The organism is Dyella japonica, assembly GCF_040545895.1.
GTDB lineage: Bacteria > Pseudomonadota > Gammaproteobacteria > Xanthomonadales > Rhodanobacteraceae > Dyella > Dyella japonica_D.
Genome location: NZ_JBEPMU010000001.1, coordinates 1,393,578 through 1,411,138, shown reverse-complemented (window position 1 = coordinate 1,411,138; position 17,561 = coordinate 1,393,578). Strand labels below are relative to the sequence as shown.

Here is a 17,561-nt window from a genome sequence, read left to right as displayed (position 1 = left end):
ACGCCGGCGCGGCGCTGAACAGGCAAGGATGCTGCACGCATGTCGAGAGCCGGCTCGTTCCGGCGACGCACAAGGCGATGCCGTGGCATGACCGAACACTTTCCTACCAGCCGTCGCGCGCTTGTCTATCTGGCCGCTGCGTTCGGCATCAGCTGGATGGCATGGGGCGCGCTGGTCGCGCTCGTCCAGGCACAGCTGACGAGCTACGGCCGTTGGTCGTTCATGACCTTGTACGTGCTCGGCGGCCTGGGGCCGACCATCGCCGCCTACGTGGCCGTGTGGCGCACGCGTGGGGAATCGCCGTTGCGCGAGTTCAACCATCGCGTGCTGCGATGGCGCGTGAAGCCGGTGTGGTATCTGATGGCGCTGTGCCTTCCGGCGGTGCTGGGTTTCATCGCCATCGGTGTGGCCGTGGCATTGAAACCGGCGCTGGGCGAGGCCGTGAGCTTCCGGCCGTGGTACCTGTTTCCCCTGTATTTCCTCATGACCATCATCGGCGGCGGTCTGGAGGAACTGGGTTGGCGTGGCATCGCGCAGGAAGAGTGGGGCCGCAGCATCGGCGCCAGCCGTGCCGCGTTGATGATCGGGCCGATCTGGGCGGTGTGGCACCTGCCGCTGTTCTTCCTGCCGGGCGTGGCGCAGTACCACGCCAGCTTTGCCTTGTTCCTGGTGGGCGTGATGGGCAACGCGCTGCTGTTCGGCTGGCTGTATTGCCACACGCGCAGCATCCTCCTGTGCGTGTTCATGCACGCAGCGTCCAATGCCGCGGTGATGATGGGCGTGGCGATTCCCTCGGGCATGGGCATGGCGCTGATCGGGCCCTGCCTGAGCCTCTGCGTTGGCGCGTTGCTGTTCCTGTCCGGCGGGAAGCGTGCATCAAGCCAGGAGCACGCCACGCACTGAGCGCGCTTTTCAGGCGACCGCGCGTTCCAGCGTGAGGCAGATCGACTCGAACGTGGTGTCATCCAACCATGGACTGTTGGTGATGGTGAGCGCGCGCGCGGCGAAGCTGCGTGCATTGGGCAACGGTGCATCGTCCACGATGTCGCGCAGATAGCCGTAGTCGGGCAGTGCATGGATGAACAGGCGGCTCACGCCCAGGCCGGCGGTCCACAGGGTGTCCAATGCGGCATCGCGTGTTGCCTCGCTCGGCAACGTGAGCAGCAGGAACGGCCACACGCCTTGTTGGCCTGGCGCGTCGTCGAACACGGTGATGCCGGCTATCCGCTTCAGTCGCTCGATACGACGTAGCGCCTGCGCGCGCGTTGTATCGAGAAACGCCGGAAGACGGGGCAGGGCACGCGTGCCCACGGCTTGTCGCCACTCGCTCACGGTGTGCAGGGGAATGTCAGGGCCGAAATCGTCGCCCACGGCGGCGACCGGATCATGGTTCGCCAAGGCCTTGCGCAATGGACGTCCATACGCCAGCGGGAGCAGCGATGGGCGATAGGCGAGGGTGTAGCCGATCAATTCCAACGCGCGCTGCCAATCCATCCGCGCGTCGGCGTGGATGGTGGCGTCGTGGCTGGCGGCGAACGCATCGCGCAATACCGCATCGCGTGTCAGCAGCAGGCCGCCTTCAAACAGCGTTAGCCCCTTGCCCACGGCGAGGCTGAAGAAACCCGCGTCGCCAAGCAGGCCGACGCTCTGTCCGTTCTGCCGCGCGCCCAATGCCTGGGCGGCATCTTCGAGCACGTAGGCACCCACGCGATGACCCACGTCCAATGCAGCATTCACATCGGCCACGCGACCGGCGAGATGCGTCGGCACGATGGCCAGCGTTTTCGAACCGCCCAGCGTGCAGAGCTGGTCGATGTCCATGTCGAAATGATTGGGAGCGAGATCGCACAGCCGTGGCTTGAGTCCTGCGCGATGGATGGCCAGCGCCACCAGCGGACAGGTCCACGCGGGCACGATCACTTCATCGCGCTGCGGACGCAGCCGGTGCATCGCACGCAAGGCCACCACCATCGCCGCCGTGCCCGAGCATTCCAACTGCAGGTGTTCCACGCCCAGCCATTCGGCGACGCGTTGCGCAAACGGCGCGCGGCCAGGCCACAGGTCACTCAGTCGTAGCGGCAGTCCGGCGGTCGGCGGCAGCTCGCGGGCCACGTCATTCTCCCGCGGCCACGCCCAGCGCACCCTTGGCCTCGGTGGGCGGGTCGCCTTCCGGATGTGCGCTGCTTTCCGCGAACGCCAGGCAGATGATGCCGGCGACGATGGCAATGGCGCCGATGATGCGCGCCACCGTGAGCGGTTCGTGGAACAGCCACACGGAGAACAGCATCACGCTCACCACTTCGAGATGCGTGACGGCAAACGCGGGGCCGATCGGCGCATGCTTGAGCAGCGTCATCCAGGTGAAGAAGTTGCCGACGTAGCCGATCACCGCCACGTAGATCCACGGATGGCCGAACACGCGCACGATCCACGCCCAGTTCGCTTCGGGCGGGAAGGCGTGATCACCGGCGTACTTGAAACTCAGCTGCACCAGCGTGTCGAACAACACCAGGATGGTGAAGCCGATGGCGTAGAAGCGGATCATGTTCTTCGTCATATCAGCCTCCGGCGAAGCCGACGATGGCCACGCCTGCGGTCACCAGCAGGATGCCTGCCACGCGCAGCGGCGTCAGCTTTTCTTTGAACAGGATGCGGCCGGCGATCATGATCACCACGATGTTGATCGATCCGAGCAGCACGCCCGCCGAAAGGTCGACCAGTGAAAGGAACGCGATCCACACCAGGAATTCGGCGACGTAGGAGAACACGCCGATCCAGATCCACGGGCGCGCCGCCATGTACTTCCAGCGCGCCAGCCCATCGCCCGCCCGCGGATCGCCAGCCGCTGCCTTGAACGACAACTGGCCGACGGTGTCGAGCGTGACGTTGAGCAGCCACAACGCTACAACGAGAGGACTCACAGTGAGTCCTCAGGCCGCGGCGCGCGCGGCAGGTTCGTAGGTGGCGGCGATCTGGCGGAAGAATTCCGCCGAGCGGTCGGTGAGCACGCGGCGTTCCCGGTCCACCGTGATCATGTGGTAGCTGTCCTTCAGCCACAGCGTTTCCACCGGGCCGGATACCGAGCGCTGCACGAGATAGGCGTTCTCGATGCTGGCAATGTCGTCCTCGGTGGCGTGCGCGATCAGGCAGGGCGCCGTCACCTTGGGCAGGTCGCGTTTCACCACGGCGGCCATGTTGTACATCTCGGCCAGCGACGGCCACGGGTTGCCGGGCAGGCCGGCCGCGGCGCTGTCGCCGCTCAGCATGGCGCCGCTGATCTGCGCGCGCAGACGCTCGTCGCGAATGCCGTACGGTTCGCCCTCATGCACCATGCGGTGCTTGCCGATGCCGAACTTGTGCAGGAACGGCAGCAGGAAGGAAAACTTGCCCACCCACGGAATGGCCCAGCCGTCATAGCGGAAGGTGGCGCCATACACGCCCACGCCCTTCACCCACTCCGGGCGTTCGGCGGCAAGCTTGAGCGCCAGCACGGCGCCCATCGACAGGCCGGCCACGAACAAGTGGTCCACTTCGTGGCGCATCTGCTCGGCGGCGGCTTCCACGCTGGCGTACCAGTCGCGCCAGCCGGTCTTGAGCAGGTCGTCGACGTCGCCGCAGTGGCCTGCCAGCTGCATGCCGTACACGGTGTAGCCCGCGCGATTGAGGCCCTTGCCGAGCAGCCGCATCTCGGTGGGCGTGCCCGTCAGGCCGTGGATAAGCAGCACACCGCTGCGACCGCCCTCATAGCGGAACTCGACGTTTTGAATCACCTGGGAGCTCCGGAGCTACGGGCAATCGGGACAATCCGGGGCGTATGCCGCGCGGAAAAATGACAGTAAACCATGCAGTCAGTCTGACGACGGACCCTTTCCAAGAACTTTCGACCCCTGGGGCCCGCACCAGGCCAAGAGGGCGTTCGAGTGCGACGCCCCGTGCCTGTTGCCCGCTCAGCGTCCGAAATGGCCCTGCGTGCCGCCCACGGAGATGCTCACACCGCCCGTCGGGTGCTCACAGCTGCCGAAGGCCTGGCTGAGGGTGACGGCGCCGCCCGTGTAGCTGCCGCTGAAATGATTGCCGGCCACCACGCCGGTGCTCACGGCGCCATGGACCTGTGGCTGGTTGTAGGTGGCGTCGTCGCAGGTGACGGCCGGTGCCACGCCGACGGCGGCCTGGGTGTCGCCCATCGCGCCGCTGGTGTCGCCGTAGTAGGTGCCCGGCGGATCCTTGGTGTAGCTGCCGTTCTGGGCGCCTGCCTGGGTATTCGCCTGCGCGTTGGCGGCGGGCGCCGGGCGGCCTGTGCTGTTGGCCACCGTGGTTGCCGGAGCAGCCGGTGGTGCGGCGCTGGCGCTGCTGGCCGGAAGATCGGCAGGGAGCTTGAGGTTCAGCGGCTGCTCGGCGTTCTGGGCCCAGGCCGTGGCCGCCAGCAGGGTGGCGGCTGCGAATACGGTGATGCGGAAGATCTTCATGGAAAAACTCCGGGGACGTGGGGCCTATAACGCGCCACCGTCGCCGGTGTGGACACGTCTCCCTTGGACGATGCGTGGCGATGGGAGTTCCCACCGCCACGCCGGTTGCTCAGGGTTGGTACGGCGTGAAGCTGCCGATGGACTTCAACTGCGGATCGATGGCCTTGGGGTCGCCGACCAGGATGATGCTCTGTTTCTCCGGCGCAAAGTACTTCCGTCCCATCGCCTGTACCTGCTCGGCCGTGACCTTGCCCGTGTCGGTCACGTAGGAGGTCATGAACGACGGTGGCATGCCGCAAAGCCAGTAGCGCGCCAGTGTGTTGGCCAGTGCCGACTGGATCTGGTTGCGCAACAGGTAGATGCCGGCAATAAGGCGCTTGGCGCGCAACAGCTCCTCGGGGCTGGCCGGTTCCGTGGCCATGCCCTGGTAGAGCTTGGACAGTTCGGCCAGCGTGGCTCCGGTGACGTCGTTGCGCACATCCACGACCGCAAGCGTGTTGCCGCCGTTGCGGCGCACGTCCAGCGTGGAGTAGGGACTGTACGAGTAGCCCTTGTCCTCGCGGATGTCATGCGTGATGCGGCTGCTGAAGCCGCCGCCGAGCACGGTGTTGGCCACGGTCAGCGGGATGAAGTCCGGATCGCGCATGGGAGCCGTGGGCTGTCCGTAGCGAATGTTGGTCTGCACCGCGCCGGTACGGGCCACCAGCAGTTTTTGTGCCGCCACCGCGGTGGGCGCCTGCGTGACGTTGGCGGGCGCCGGGCCTTGCGCCTTCCAGCCGCCGAACTGCTGCTCGACCGTCTTGAGCACCTCGTCCGCGTTGATCTTGCCCACGATGACCAGCAGGGCACGCTCGGGTCGCATGCGTTCGTCGTGCAGCTTTTGCAGCGATTGGGGCGTGGCTGCATTGATGCTCGCCTCGGTGAGCTGGTCGCGCGCGTAGGGATGCTCGCCGTACACCGCATGATCGAACGCGCGCATCGATTGCCAGTCCGGATCGGCCTCGTTCACCTTCAACGACTGCAGCGAATTGGCCTTCTGCAGCGTCACTTCCTTGGCCGGAAAACTGGGATGCAACGCCGTATCGGCCACCAGGGCGAGCAGTTCGTCGGCGTGGCTGGCCAGCGCGCTGGCGCTGATGCCGATGGAGTCGCGGCCGGCGCTTGCGCCGTAGTCGCCGCCGATGGACTGCAGCTTCTCGGCGATCTCCTTCGAACTGAGCTTGTCGGTGCCCTCATTGAGCAGCGACGCCATCAAGGCGGTCTGCGCGGGATGCTGGGCGTCGTCGTACGACGTGCCGCCCAGCACGGCCAGCTGCACATTCACCTTGGGCAGGCCGTTGCGTGGGATCACCCACACCGTGAGGCCATTGGGCAGCGTGCGCTGCGTGATCTGCGGCACCGGCAGCGGGCGCTCGGCACCGTAGGGCGGCAAGTCCTTGGGCATGGGCGCTTCGACGGCATGCGCGGTGGCGACAAGGCCGAGCGTGGCGGCGAGCAGGGATGCTTTCAGGGAAATCTTGGTCATGACCGGGCTCTCCTCAATGCTTGCCGGCCGGCTTGGCACCGGCGTCCTTGCTGCGGGCCACCACGGGGCGGCGAATGATCACGCTGCGGTTCGCGTCGGTGAGGTAGGTCTGCGCTACGCGACGCACATCATCCGCGCTCACCTGATTGATCCAACCGGGAACCTGATTGACCACGGCAGCATCGCCCCACAGCGTCTGCAGCTTGGCGAGCGTGTCGGCGCGCGAGAGGAAATCCTCCATGCCGCCGTACCAGTCCGACAGCATCTTGGTTTTCACGCGGGCGAGCGTGGCATCGTCGACGCCGTCGCGGGCGATCTTCGCGATCTCGTCGTTGATGGCGCCGAGCACCTGGTCGGGTTGCGCATTGGGTTTGTAGATGGCGAACAAGCCGAACAAAGTGGGACCGGCATAGTCGGTGCCGCTGCCCAGCGCGAAGTTCACGCCGCCCTGGATCTGCAGCACCTGTTCGCGCCCCTTCACCAGGCCCTGGTACAGGCGCGATGCGTCGTCGCCCACCAGCAGCTGCGCAAGCACCAGCATGGGCATCTGGTCTTTGCTGCCGCGCTCGGGCGCTTTCCAGCCCACGGCGATGGCCGGTGCCTTGGCCAGTGCATCGGTTTGTTCGAGGTGACGTCCCTTGGTATTGAGCGGCTCGGCAACATCGGTGCGCGTGGGCAGCGGGCGGGCGGGAATGGCGCCGAAGTATTTTTGCGCGAGCGCGAAAGCCTGCTCCGGCGTGACGTCGCCGGAGATGCCGAGCACCGCATTGGCCGGCTGGTAGAAGGTGTCGTGGAAAGCCTTTACGTCGGCGATGCTGGCGTGGTCGAGATCTTCGAACGAGCCGTAGCCGTCGTGCTTGTTGGCCCATTTGTCGAAGGCCAACGCATCAAGGTCGGTCCAGAAGAACAGGCCGTAAGGCTGGTTTTTCACGTTGACGCGGATTTCTTCCTTCACCACGTTGCGTTGGTTGTCGAGATTCTTCTCGCTGAAGTCCAGCGTCTTCATGCGGTCGGCCTCGATCCACAGCAGTGGTTCGAGGGCCGAGATGGGCGCCGATGCGATGTAGTTGGTGTAGTCGGCGCGCGTGGAACCGTTGAAGATGCCGCCGCCGCCCTGGATCACGCGATCGAACGTGCCCTTGGGTGCATTGGGCGTGCCTTCGAACATCAGGTGTTCGAACAGGTGCGCGAAGCCGGTGCGATTCTGCGGCTCCAGGCGCATGCCCACGTGGTAGACCGTGCTGATGCCGACGGTGGGGGAGCTGTGGTCTTCCGAAACGACCACGACGAGGCCGTTGTCCAGTTTCTTCACTGCCACCGGCACCTGCCAGGTATCGGTTTCCGCAGCATGAGCCGTTACAGCGAACAGCAGACCGGCGATCAGCGCCGGCAAACGTGACGTACGCATGGACCATCCTTGTGCTTACGGCGGGAGCACACTGGATAAGGCGTGGCCAGGGTTTGCGTCAACAGGTGAGTTGGCCTATCCGATCGCTCGCATCGACCTGGCTCCAGAACAAAACGGGCGCCGCGGCAGTGCATGCCGGGCGCCCGTCGAGGCCGAAAAAATTACGGTCAGCCCGTGGTTTCGATCCGCTCCACGCGGCGCAGGCCCTGCGGCAGCAGGCCGCCGCGGGTGGCGCGGCTGCCGCCGTATTCGACCAGGTTCGACCATTTCAGCGTGAGCTTGCGCTGGCCGGCATAGAGCGTCACTTCGCCCTTGCCCTCGGTGACGACGGCGACGCCGACCACCTTCACGCCCGCGCTGAGCTTGGCCTTGGGCACGTCGATCAGCTTGTTGCCCTTGCCCTTGTCCAGTTCCGGCAACTCGGCCACGGAGAACATCAGCAGATGGCCTTCGGTGGTGACTACCACGATGCGATCGCGCGCCGGATCGGCGCTGACCTGCGGCGCCAGCACCTTGGCGCCGTCGCCCAGCGTGATGATCTGCTTGCCGGCCTTGTTGCGGCCGGTGAGCGCTTCGAAGCGGGTCACGAAGCCGTAGCCGTGGTCGGTGGCGAGGATCAGGCGCGTGTCGTTGTCGCCAGCCGCGAGCGCATCGAAGCTCGCGCCCGAGGGCGGACTGAAACGTCCGGTGAGCGGTTCGCCGTTGCCGCGTGCCGAGGGCAGGCTGTGCGCCGGCGTGGAGTAGCTGCGACCGGTGGAGTCGATCACCGCGACCTGTTGCGTGGTGCGCGCCTTCACGGCAGCGAGCAGGCTGTCGCCTTCGCGGTAGTTGAGGCCATCGGCATCGACATCATGGCCCTTGGCCGCGCGAATCCAACCCTTGGCGCTGAGCACCACGGTGACCGGTTCGCTGGCGACCAGTGCGCTCTCGTCCAGCGCTTGCGCGGCGTTGCGCTGCACCAGCGGCGAGCGGCGATCGTCGCCGAACTTGGCGGCGTCGGCGCGCAGTTCTTCCTTGATCAGGCCCTTGAGCTTGGCCGGCGACTTGAGCAGCACGTTGATGCGCGCGCGCTCTTCTTCCAACTGGTCACGCTCGGCGTTGATCTTCATCTCTTCCAGGCGCGCCAACTGGCGCAGCTTGGTTTCGAGGATGTAGTCGGTCTGTTCGTCGCTGAGGCCGAAGCGCGCCATCAGCACGGGCTTGGGTTCGTCCTCGGTGCGGACGATGCGGATCACTTCGTCCAGGTTGAGGTAGGCGATGCGCAGGCCTTCCAACAGGTGCAGGCGACGCTCGACCTTCGCCAGGCGATGGTTGAGTCGGCGCGTGACCGTGTCGGTGCGGAAATGCAGCCACTCGCTGATGATCCGCTTGAGATCCTTCACCTGCGGGCGGCCATCCAGGCCGATCATGTTGAGGTTGATGCGGAAGCTCTTTTCCAGGTCCGTGGTGGCGAACAGGTGCTGCATCACTTCGTTCGCATCGATGCGGTTCGAGCGCGGCACCACGACGAGGCGAATCGGGTTCTCGTGATCGGATTCGTCGCGCAGGTCTTCCACCATCGGCAGTTTCTTCGCGCGCATCTGCGCGGCGATCTGCTCGAGGATCTTGGACGGGCTCACCTGGTGTGGCAGCGCGGTGATGACGATGTTGCCCTCGTCCATGTGGTACACGGCGCGGGCGCGCACCGAACCGGTGCCGTTCTGGTACATCGCCAGCAGTTCGTTGCGCGGCGTGATGATCTCCGCTTCGGTCGGGTAGTCCGGACCCTGGATGTGTTCGCACAGGTCGGCAACGGTGGCGTCCGGATCATCCAGCAAACGGATGCACGCGCTCACCACTTCGCGCAGGTTGTGCGGCGGGATGTCGGTGGCCATGCCCACGGCGATACCCATGGAGCCATTGAGCAGCACGTGCGGCACACGCGCCGGCAGCCAGCTGGGTTCTTCCAGCGTGCCATCGAAGTTGGGTACCCAGTCCACCGTGCCCTGGCCCAATTCGCCCAGCAGCGCTTCGGCGATGGGGCTCAGGCGCGACTCGGTGTAGCGCATAGCGGCGAAGCTTTTCGGATCGTCCGGCGAACCGAAGTTGCCCTGGCCGTCCACCAGCGGATAGCGATACGAGAACGGCTGGGCCATCAGCACCATCGCCTCGTAGCACGAGGTGTCGCCGTGCGGATGGAACTTGCCGATCACGTCGCCGATGGTGCGCGCGGACTTCTTCGGCTTGGACGAAGCGGCGAGCCCCAGCTCGCTCATGGCGTAGACGATGCGACGCTGCACGGGCTTGAGGCCGTCGCCCACGAAGGGCAGGGCGCGATCCAGCACCACGTACATCGAGTAGTCGAGGTAGGCCCGCTCGGCGTACTCCTTGAGCGGAATCTGTTCGAAATTGGCTTGCAAATTCATGGGTTTGCGTCAGTTGGGCTGCGCGCAGGCGGCGCGCTTAACCGGAGGATGGTGCCAGAAAGGGGGATCGGGCGGCGAGAGGGCGGGTGCGGGCAGCCCGCGTGGAGCGGACTGTCGGGCGAGGCCATCTCAGCCTGCGCGACGCGAACACGTCGCGCGGCGCGCGCTGCTCAGTTCTGGATACGGGTGGTTTTCACGCCCAGCTTGCGCAACTGCTCCTGCAGGCTGTCTGGCCCGGCAAGATGTCCCGCGCCCACGGCGACAAAGCTCACGCCGGGCTGCTGCATGCGTTCGGCGATGATCTTGGCCCACGCCTCGTTGCGCTCGACGATCAGGCGCCGATACAGCATGGGGCTGTCCTTGCGCAAGTCTTCGTCCTCGATCTTGGCGATGGCGGCGGTATCGCCGTTGCGCCAGGCGTCGATCAGTTCGCGCAGCTTGGCCGGGCCATCGGCCACTTCCTTGAAGGACTGGCGCAGGAATTCCAGCTGCATGGCTTCGGGCAGGTCGGCCAGCATGCGGATCTGCTTTTCCGCGGTTTCCAGCCCGTCGATGGGCTTGCCCGCCTGCTGCATGCGCGCCTTGAGCAGCTTGTCCACGCCTTGGTTCGGGTCGAGCCCGGCCTGCATCAGCGGCGCCATGGTGAGCGTCAGCGCGGCCAGCCACGGACGCATGGGCTGCAGCGCGGCCATGCCGCCGGGAAGTTTCGCCACTTCGGCGGCCTTTTCCAGTTCGCCGCGGTCTTTCTCGTCGAGCTTGCTGGACAGCGGTTCGCTCAGATCCACGCCGTGCTGCATCAGCAGGCCCTGCATGGAGGCGGCATCGTCGTCGACGATCTCGATGCTCAGGCGCTGGCTCTCATCCAGTGCCTTGTCCAGTGCCGGAGATTTCCAGTTCGTGTCCGAGGGCAGCAGATGCACGGTGCCGAACAGGTAGACCGTGGCGTGATCGTTCTTGGCCACCCACAGTCCCGGCTGGGCCACCGCGACCGCGACGAGCAAGAGGTTGAGGGCCAGCGCGGCCGCGAATCGTCGAAACAGTTTCAAGGCGTATCCCGAATCAGGAGCGGACAACGTGTCGTAGCGGGTCATGACCGTCCGGCCCGTTGATTGGTGCACTATCGTGCGCAAACTGGCTTGCTGCAAGCATTCTCAACGCGGTACGCGGTAACCGCCGGGCACGCCGTGGGGGCTGAGCGTGAGCTGCCAGAGCTGGTCGCGACGGCTGCGGAACACGGCGGCCGACACGGAGAGGTAGAACCGCCACATGCGACGGAAGCGGTCGTCGTAGTTCGCCGACAGCTGCGGCCACGCCGCATCGAAGTTGGCCCGCCATGCGGAAAGCGTGAGGTCGTAGTCGGCGCCGAAGTTGTGCCAGTCCTCCACCACGAACAGGTTCTGCACGGCTTCGGCCACCTGGCTGGCGGCGGGTATCATCGAATTGGGGAAGATGTATTTCTCGATCCACGGGTCGGGCCGGCTCGGCGAGCCGTTGCTGCCGATGCTGTGCAGCACGAACAGGCCGTCATCGCGCAGGCAGCGGCGGGCGACTTCGAAATACGTGCGGTAGTTGAGCGCGCCCACGTGTTCGAACATGCCGATGGAGAAGATGGCGTCGAACGGCTCGTTGAGTTCGCGATAGTCCTGCAGGCGGATGTCGATGGGCAGGCCGCTGCACAGCTCGCGTGCATACGCCGCCTGTTCCTTGGAAACGGTGACACCCACGCCCTGCACGCCGTAGCGTTCCGCCGCGAACTTCAGCGCCTCGCCCCAGCCACAGCCGATGTCGAGCACGCGCTGGCCGGGCTGCAGGCGCAGCTTGCGGCAGATCAGGTCGAGCTTGGCTTCCTGCGCATCGTCGAGGTTGTTCGCCTGCGCCCAGTAGCCGCACGAATACACCAGCCGTTTGCCCAGCATGGCCTGGAACAAGTCGTTGCCCAGGTCGTAGTGCACGCGGCCGATGTCGAAGGCATGGTCGCCACGCTGCAGGTTGATGAAGCGCGCCTTCAGGTGCGCGAGCAGCGTGTCCAGCGTTTTCAGCTCATTATCGAGCTGCGCGCCGAGCACGCGGGTGAACAGGCCGGGCAGGTCTTCGCTGTCCCACCAGCCGTCCATGTAGCTTTCGCCCAGGCCCAGCGAGCCGTGCGCGAAGACGCGTGCGTAGAGTCGTTCGTCATGCACCCGCATGTCGGTGGGGCGCGATCCATCGAGAAGAATGCCAGCGTGTTCGAGCAGCGTGGCGGCGCGTGACTTCAAAGAATCCTGACTCATGCGGTCCTCGTATGCCATGGTGACGAGAAGGGCAGGACGGCGCCGTTCGCTCAGCTGGACTTCGGCGCCTTGCCTAGTATCCCAAAGCTTGCGGGAGCAATTGCAAAGACTGCGTCGACGCCGCTTTCGCGCACCGTCTGCAGCAGCGCCTGCGCCTGCGGCTCGCTCAGCAGGAACTCCACCTTCACGGCGAGATCGTCGGCCAGTTCGAAGAACTGTTCCTCGCGCAGCACGCCGTGCCGCCCGAAGCCGCAGATGGCGCGAAACACCGAGCCGCCGCCAATGCCGTGGCTGCGCGCATGCTCGAGCAACCATTCGTAGACCAGTTTGCCGTCGTGGCATGCGCGGGTGTGCGTGTAGAAGCTGAGCTGGACGCCTTGGTGCGTGGTTTCCATGGGGCCTCCTATCGCAACACGGCGCGGGTGAGAGCGATGCCGGAAATGGTCAGCGCGATGGAGCCGACCAGGTGCAGGGCCAGGTGGCCGCCAAACCACAGGTACTGCTCGCGCAGCAGCAGCGTGGTCGATTCGGCCGAGAAGGTGGAAAAGGTGGTCAGCCCACCGAGGAAACCGGTGGCGACGAACAGGCGCAGCTCCGGCGGCAGGGTCTGGAAGTGGTCGAACACGCCCAACACCACGCCCATCAGCAGGCCGCCGACCAGGTTGGCGGCGAGTGTGCCCAGCGGCACGGTGGGGAACAGCGGGTTGAGCAGCACGCCCAGCATCCAGCGCAGCCAGCAACCCAGCACGCCTCCCACGCCAACGGCGAGAAATCCGGTAAAGCCCACGTTGCGGCCTCCTCTTGCAGAAGAACTTCGATCGGAAGGACTTCCCGGAAACAGGCACGCGCCTGCGCCCCGGCATGTCCGGCGGTGCAGGCATCATCAACCCGAGGGTGGTTCGCCACGGCGCCGCCGCGGCAGGAGGCATGCCATCTCCTGGTGCCACGCATCCTAGCCGATGATCCCTCGAACGTCATGGATCAGCCGCGCGGAAGGCGCCGGTATACTCGGCCATCCTCGCCCGCTGTGCCATGCCCATGACCTCCACGTCGCGCCCCGTCCGGCGCAGCCTGCCGTTTCTGTTGGCGGGCCTGTCGATGATCGGTCCGTTCTCGATCGACGCCGTGTTCCCGGCCTTTCCGCTGATCGGCGGACGCTTCGGCGTGGACAGCACCGGCCTGCAGCAGATGATCAGCATGTACCTGATCACCTATGCGGTGATGAGCCTGTTCCACGGCGCCATTTCCGATGCCATCGGCCGCAAGCCGGTGATCGTCACCGGCATGCTGGTGTATGCGCTGGCCTCGGCAGGTGCAGCGCTTTCCACCTCGTACGTCATGCTGCTGACCTGCCGCGCGCTGCAGGGCGTGTGCGCCGGTGCGGGCCTGGTAGTTGGCCGCGCCATCGTGCGCGACAGCCTGGAGGGGCCGGCGGCGCAGCAGATGATGTCGCGCGTGATGATGATCTTCAGCATTGCGCCGGTGATCGCGCCCATCGTGGGCGCGCAGCTGCTGTTCCTCAACGGCTGGCACGGCATCTTCTGGGTGCTGATGGGCTTCACGCTGATGCTGTCGCTGGCCTTGGTGCTGTTCCTGGACGAAACCCATCCGGTCGCCGCGCGCACGCCGTTTCGCGCGGGCACGCTGGTGCGCGGCTACGTGAACTTCGGCAAGGATCGCCCGTTCTGGCCGCTGCTGATTTCCTGCTCAGTGAATTTCGCCGGGCTGTTCCTGTACATCTCCTCGGCGCCGCACATCATCCGCGACCTGCTGCATCTGTCCGCGCAGGGTTTTCCGTGGCTGTTCCTGCCGACGGTGGCGGGCCTGATGGCCGGTGCGTGGATGTCGGGTCGACTCGCCCATCGCCGCAGCGCGGCCTATACGGTCAACCTCGGCTACGGCTCCATGCTGCTGGCGTGTGCGCTGCATCTGGCGATCGCGCTGGTCACGAGCGAGCCCGTGCTGCCTTGGTCGATGCTGCCGCTGGTGCTGCACGGCATTGGCGTGCAGTTGGCGTTTCCCACGCTCACGCTGTTGCTGCTGGACCGTTTTCCGCAGCGGCGCGGCGGCGCTTCGTCGGTGCAGGCATTCGGCAGCCTGCTGATGTGCGCCTTGGTGGCGGGCGTGCTGTCGCCGCTGCTGTCGGGCCACATGGTGTACCTGGCGCTCGGCGCCAGTGCGCTGACCTTGACCGGCTGGTTCGCATGGCGCTGGTACCGCCGCCTGACCAGCCAGCCTCGCGTACCGCACACCAGCGCGGCCGAAGTGGACGTGGAACTGCAGACGGAAATCACCGAGCCGCGCTGAGGCGTTGCGCCCGATGTGTTGAGAGGTGCGGGGCACGGCGGCCCCGCACCGTCATGCTCAGTGCTCGTTGACCTGCAGCTTCTCCAGCAACAGGTTGAGCTTGCCCTTCATGGCATCTTCCGGACGCGGACCGTCCACGCCGTAGAACGCGGTGTACAGCACGTCCGGCTTGGTCTCCGTGCTGGCCTTCGTGCCGCTCACCGTGCCGATGTAGGTCATGTCGTTTTCGCTGTACGGCACGCCATCGTCCGGATGGCTGCGATTGACGATCTTGCCCCAGTGGTTGCGGAAGCTGTCGTCCAGGTCGTCCGACGGCGCCACGTGGCGATTGACCATCACGTGCTCGGCGTTGTCGACGTTGGATTTCACTTCGACCTTGGAGACATCCCACACCGTCTTGCCGTGATCCTCGAAGTAAGACATGCCGAGCACCAGCTGGCTGTCCGCGTCGATCTTCTGCAGCGAGGGCGTATAGGCGAAACCGAGGCGCTTGGACTGGTACTTGAAGTCGTCGCCGTAGTTGAAGCGGATGGCGATATCGGACAACACGCTGGGCAGCAGCTCGGTGTTGGCCAGGAACTCCTTCCACTGCGCCAGCGTGCCGCTGTAGGAGACGTCGACGAAGTTGGCCAGCTCCTTCATGTCGGCCATGTCTTCATGCTCAGTGCGGTTGTTGGTCACGCGCACCATCGCCGCATAGCCGTCGGGCACCGGCAGCAGGAAGGCGATCACCAGGCCGTTGTCGTACGCCATCTGCCATTCGCGGATCTGCCAGCGGCGCTGGTAGTTGTCGGTGAAATTGCGCTCCAGCGACGGCGCGCCCAGCGAGGTGATCTTGATTGCTTCGGCGCCCACGCGGCGCTGCATCGGCGCGCCCTTGAGCACCAGGTCCATGAACAGCTTCGAGTCGCCGTAGAGCTGCTTGCTGGTGACGTCGTCCGGCTTGCGCAGATGGAACATCACCTGCTGGCCCACGGCCGCGCGGCTGACGTAACCGTTGCGGGGAAGCACGGCCTTGTTCTCGTTGGCCTTCGCGCTCACCCAGTTGCCGTTGCTGTTGCGGTGGAGCAGCGTGGGGAAGGCGCTGAGATCGGAATTGACGTGCAGCAGCCGGCTGGCGCCCTGGCCGTTGGGGAACATCGTGGCCGCATTCTCGGCGAGCAGGTCGTGCAGTTTCTGGTCGACGTCGGCGTTGTGCAGTTTCTGGTAGGTGCTGCTGAAGTCGGCAAAGCTCTTGGGCAGCGGGAACTGCGCCTTGAACGGGCCGGTGTGCTTGTCCTCGATCACGTCGAGCTGGTAGCTCTCGCGCGTGTCGATCGAGCCGAGGTTGGCCGGCGCGTTGAGCACCAGGTCGATCGGCAGCGCGTAATTGAGGTTCTCGTCGGGCGACTTCATCACCACCACGCCGACCACCTTGCCGTCCTTGTCCAGCAGCGGGCCGCCGCTGTTGCCGGGCGAAGCGGCAGCGGAGAAGCGCAGCCATTTCCAGCGGCCGTCCTGTTCCTCCGGCGTTTGCGAGGTGTAGAGGCCGTCGCGGATCACGATGCCCGTGCCCAGCGCATTGCCCACTGCGTAGACCACTTCATTCATCGCCGGCTGCGTGTTCACCGCCAGCGGCGTCACCTTGGGCGCATCCTTCAGGGTGAACTCGACGAAGTCCTCATGCAGCGAATAGCGCGTGACCTTGTCGATGGCATACACGTGGCCGCTGGCGTCGCGCAGTGCCGGTTCGCCCATCAGGCTGTCGATGCCGAGCGATAGCACGTGGCCAGCCGTGACGTAGCGGTTGTCGCCAATGGCGAACGCGGTGCCGACCGAGTAGTACTTGTCCGTGCGTTGCTGGTAGGGAAGCTGGTCGAACGGCAGCGGCTTCTCGTAGCTCAACGGGTCTTTCACTGGCTTGGGAATCACCACCTCGAAGGTGGCGCCCTGCACCTGCGGAAGCATGGCCGGATCCATCGTTGCCGCTTGCACCGATGGCAACACCATCCATGCCAGTCCAGCCAGCCACGCGACGCGGCGCCATGCCTGGCGGGGTGGGGAAGTAAGCGCTTGCCGAGCACGGGTTGCCGGCTTGTCCATGTGCTGCCTCGTCTCATTGTCGGCGCGCTGTGGTGGCGCCATCCCCGGGTGCGGAACCCGTTCTTCGATGAGTTTATCCAACGGCTTGCCGGTTGGAATGGTGTACCTCGTAAGTCATATCGATGACCTGCGGCGGCGTTCCGCTGGCGTGATTTCCGCCGCAGAAATGACGGCCCAGGGTTAAGCTGCGTCGGTTGCCGTGGAGTCCCCCGATGTCTGTTCCTTCCGCCGCCAGTACGGTGCACTTGCCCCAGGGATCATGGGCCACGGTGCTGGACGGACTGTGTGCGCTGTTTCCCCGCATCGACAGGGCCGCCTGGGAAGACCGCTTCGCACGTGGCCGCGTGCTCGACGAGACAGGGCAGCCGTTGCGTGCCGATACGCCTTACCGGGTGGGCCTGTGTGTGCGCTATTTCCGCGAGGTGGCGCAGGAGGCTCCCATTCCGTTCCGGGAAACCCTGCTGCACGTGGATGCGCACCTGGTGGTCGTCGACAAGCCGCACTTTCTTCCGGTGACGCCGGCGGGCGGTTTCGTCGAAGAAACCGTGCTGGCGCGACTGACGCGTGCGCTCGGCAATGCCGATCTCGTTCCCTTGCATCGCATCGATCGTCATACCGCCGGGTTGGTGATGTTTTCCGCCGACCCCGCAAGTCGCGCGGCGTACCAGGCGCTGTTCCGCGAGCGGCGCATCAGCAAAGGCTATGAAGCATGGGCGCCGCCGTTGCCGGGCCTGCCGTTTCCGCTGACGAGGCGCTCGCGCATCGCGACGGGCGAACCGTTCTTCCGCATGCACGAAGTGGCAGGCGAACCGAATAGCGAGACGCGCATCGACGTGCTGGAACGCCATCCGGCGCATTGGCGCTACGCCTTGGAGCCAATCACCGGGAAGAAACACCAGCTGCGCGTGCACATGGCGGCGCTGGGTGCGCCGATCCTGCACGATCCGTTCTATCCCGAGCTGCCCGAGCCACAGCCCGACGACCACGCGCGACCGCTGCAACTGCTGGCGCGGCGACTGGCCTTTCTCGATCCGCTGAGCGGGCAGCCGCGGGAGTTCGTCAGCGAGCTGGCCTTGCTGTCGCCCGAGTAGGGCGCGG

Annotated in this window: 16 protein-coding genes and 1 riboswitch; of the genes, 3 read left to right on the top strand and 13 right to left on the bottom strand. The window is 65.6% G+C overall.

Annotated elements, in window-relative coordinates; all coding sequences use genetic code 11:
• Nucleotides 1–87: 87 nt before the first annotated feature.
• A complete protein-coding gene (locus ABIC75_RS06250) occupies nt 88–903 on the top strand; it encodes a CPBP family intramembrane glutamic endopeptidase (RefSeq protein WP_354012970.1) in 816 nt (271 codons plus the stop codon).
• A gap of 9 nt (nt 904–912) precedes the next feature.
• Here ABIC75_RS06250 and ABIC75_RS06245 read toward each other — a convergent pair whose 3' ends face one another.
• The 12 genes from ABIC75_RS06245 to crcB form a co-directional block, all read right to left on the bottom strand.
• On the bottom strand, nt 913–2,112 hold the full coding sequence (locus tag ABIC75_RS06245) for a DegT/DnrJ/EryC1/StrS family aminotransferase (RefSeq protein WP_354012969.1): 1,200 nt from the start codon (nt 2,110–2,112) through the stop codon (nt 913–915).
• A gap of 1 nt (nt 2,113) precedes the next feature.
• Nucleotides 2,114–2,545: a DMT family transporter gene (locus ABIC75_RS06240; protein ID WP_354013079.1), complete on the bottom strand. Its 432-nt coding sequence runs from the start codon at nt 2,543–2,545 to the stop codon at nt 2,114–2,116.
• Nucleotides 2,546–2,558: 13 nt separating this feature from the next.
• Nucleotides 2,559–2,921 (bottom strand): EamA family transporter, encoded by a 363-nt coding sequence (locus tag ABIC75_RS06235; protein ID WP_354012968.1) that lies wholly within the window; start codon nt 2,919–2,921, stop codon nt 2,559–2,561.
• 9 nt (nt 2,922–2,930) lie between these two features.
• Nucleotides 2,931–3,770 carry an alpha/beta hydrolase gene (locus tag ABIC75_RS06230; protein WP_354012967.1) on the bottom strand — a complete coding sequence of 280 codons (840 nt, stop codon included), beginning with the start codon at nt 3,768–3,770 and terminating at the stop codon, nt 2,931–2,933.
• Between the two features lie 177 nt (nt 3,771–3,947).
• Nucleotides 3,948–4,466 (bottom strand): hypothetical protein, encoded by a 519-nt coding sequence (locus ABIC75_RS06225; RefSeq protein WP_354012966.1) that lies wholly within the window; start codon nt 4,464–4,466, stop codon nt 3,948–3,950.
• Between the two features lie 109 nt (nt 4,467–4,575).
• Nucleotides 4,576–5,991 carry a M16 family metallopeptidase gene (locus ABIC75_RS06220; RefSeq protein WP_354012965.1) on the bottom strand — a complete coding sequence of 472 codons (1,416 nt, stop codon included), beginning with the start codon at nt 5,989–5,991 and terminating at the stop codon, nt 4,576–4,578.
• A 13-nt stretch (nt 5,992–6,004) separates the two neighbouring features.
• Nucleotides 6,005–7,399 carry a M16 family metallopeptidase gene (locus ABIC75_RS06215; RefSeq protein ID WP_354012964.1) on the bottom strand — a complete coding sequence of 465 codons (1,395 nt, stop codon included), beginning with the start codon at nt 7,397–7,399 and terminating at the stop codon, nt 6,005–6,007.
• A gap of 167 nt (nt 7,400–7,566) precedes the next feature.
• Nucleotides 7,567–9,804, bottom strand: coding sequence for a DNA topoisomerase IV subunit A (gene parC, locus ABIC75_RS06210; RefSeq protein ID WP_354012963.1), 2,238 nt, complete (start codon nt 9,802–9,804; stop codon nt 7,567–7,569).
• Between the two features lie 170 nt (nt 9,805–9,974).
• Nucleotides 9,975–10,850 (bottom strand): TraB/GumN family protein, encoded by an 876-nt coding sequence (locus ABIC75_RS06205; protein ID WP_354012962.1) that lies wholly within the window; start codon nt 10,848–10,850, stop codon nt 9,975–9,977.
• Nucleotides 10,851–10,955: 105 nt separating this feature from the next.
• A complete protein-coding gene (gene cfa / locus ABIC75_RS06200; RefSeq protein WP_354012961.1) occupies nt 10,956–12,074 on the bottom strand; it encodes a cyclopropane fatty acyl phospholipid synthase in 1,119 nt (372 codons plus the stop codon).
• Nucleotides 12,075–12,124: 50 nt separating this feature from the next.
• The gene (locus ABIC75_RS06195) at nt 12,125–12,469 is read right to left on the bottom strand and encodes a DUF190 domain-containing protein (protein ID WP_354012960.1); all 345 of its coding nucleotides are present in this window, start codon (nt 12,467–12,469) and stop codon (nt 12,125–12,127) included.
• Nucleotides 12,470–12,477: 8 nt separating this feature from the next.
• On the bottom strand, nt 12,478–12,861 hold the full coding sequence (gene crcB / locus ABIC75_RS06190) for a fluoride efflux transporter CrcB (protein WP_354012959.1): 384 nt from the start codon (nt 12,859–12,861) through the stop codon (nt 12,478–12,480).
• Nucleotides 12,862–12,941: 80 nt separating this feature from the next.
• A riboswitch (Fluoride riboswitch) is annotated at nt 12,942–13,021 on the bottom strand.
• Nucleotides 13,022–13,112: 91 nt separating this feature from the next.
• Between crcB and ABIC75_RS06185 the strand changes: the two genes are divergently transcribed.
• Nucleotides 13,113–14,381: a multidrug effflux MFS transporter gene (locus ABIC75_RS06185; RefSeq protein WP_354012958.1), complete on the top strand. Its 1,269-nt coding sequence runs from the start codon at nt 13,113–13,115 to the stop codon at nt 14,379–14,381.
• A gap of 57 nt (nt 14,382–14,438) precedes the next feature.
• Here ABIC75_RS06185 and ABIC75_RS06180 read toward each other — a convergent pair whose 3' ends face one another.
• A complete protein-coding gene (locus ABIC75_RS06180; protein WP_354012957.1) occupies nt 14,439–16,463 on the bottom strand; it encodes a S1 family peptidase in 2,025 nt (674 codons plus the stop codon).
• Nucleotides 16,464–16,675: 212 nt separating this feature from the next.
• Here ABIC75_RS06180 and ABIC75_RS06175 point away from each other — a divergent pair, with 212 nt between their 5' ends.
• On the top strand, nt 16,676–17,554 hold the full coding sequence (locus ABIC75_RS06175; protein WP_354012956.1) for a pseudouridine synthase: 879 nt from the start codon (nt 16,676–16,678) through the stop codon (nt 17,552–17,554).
• The last annotated feature ends 7 nt before the right edge of the window (nt 17,555–17,561 follow it).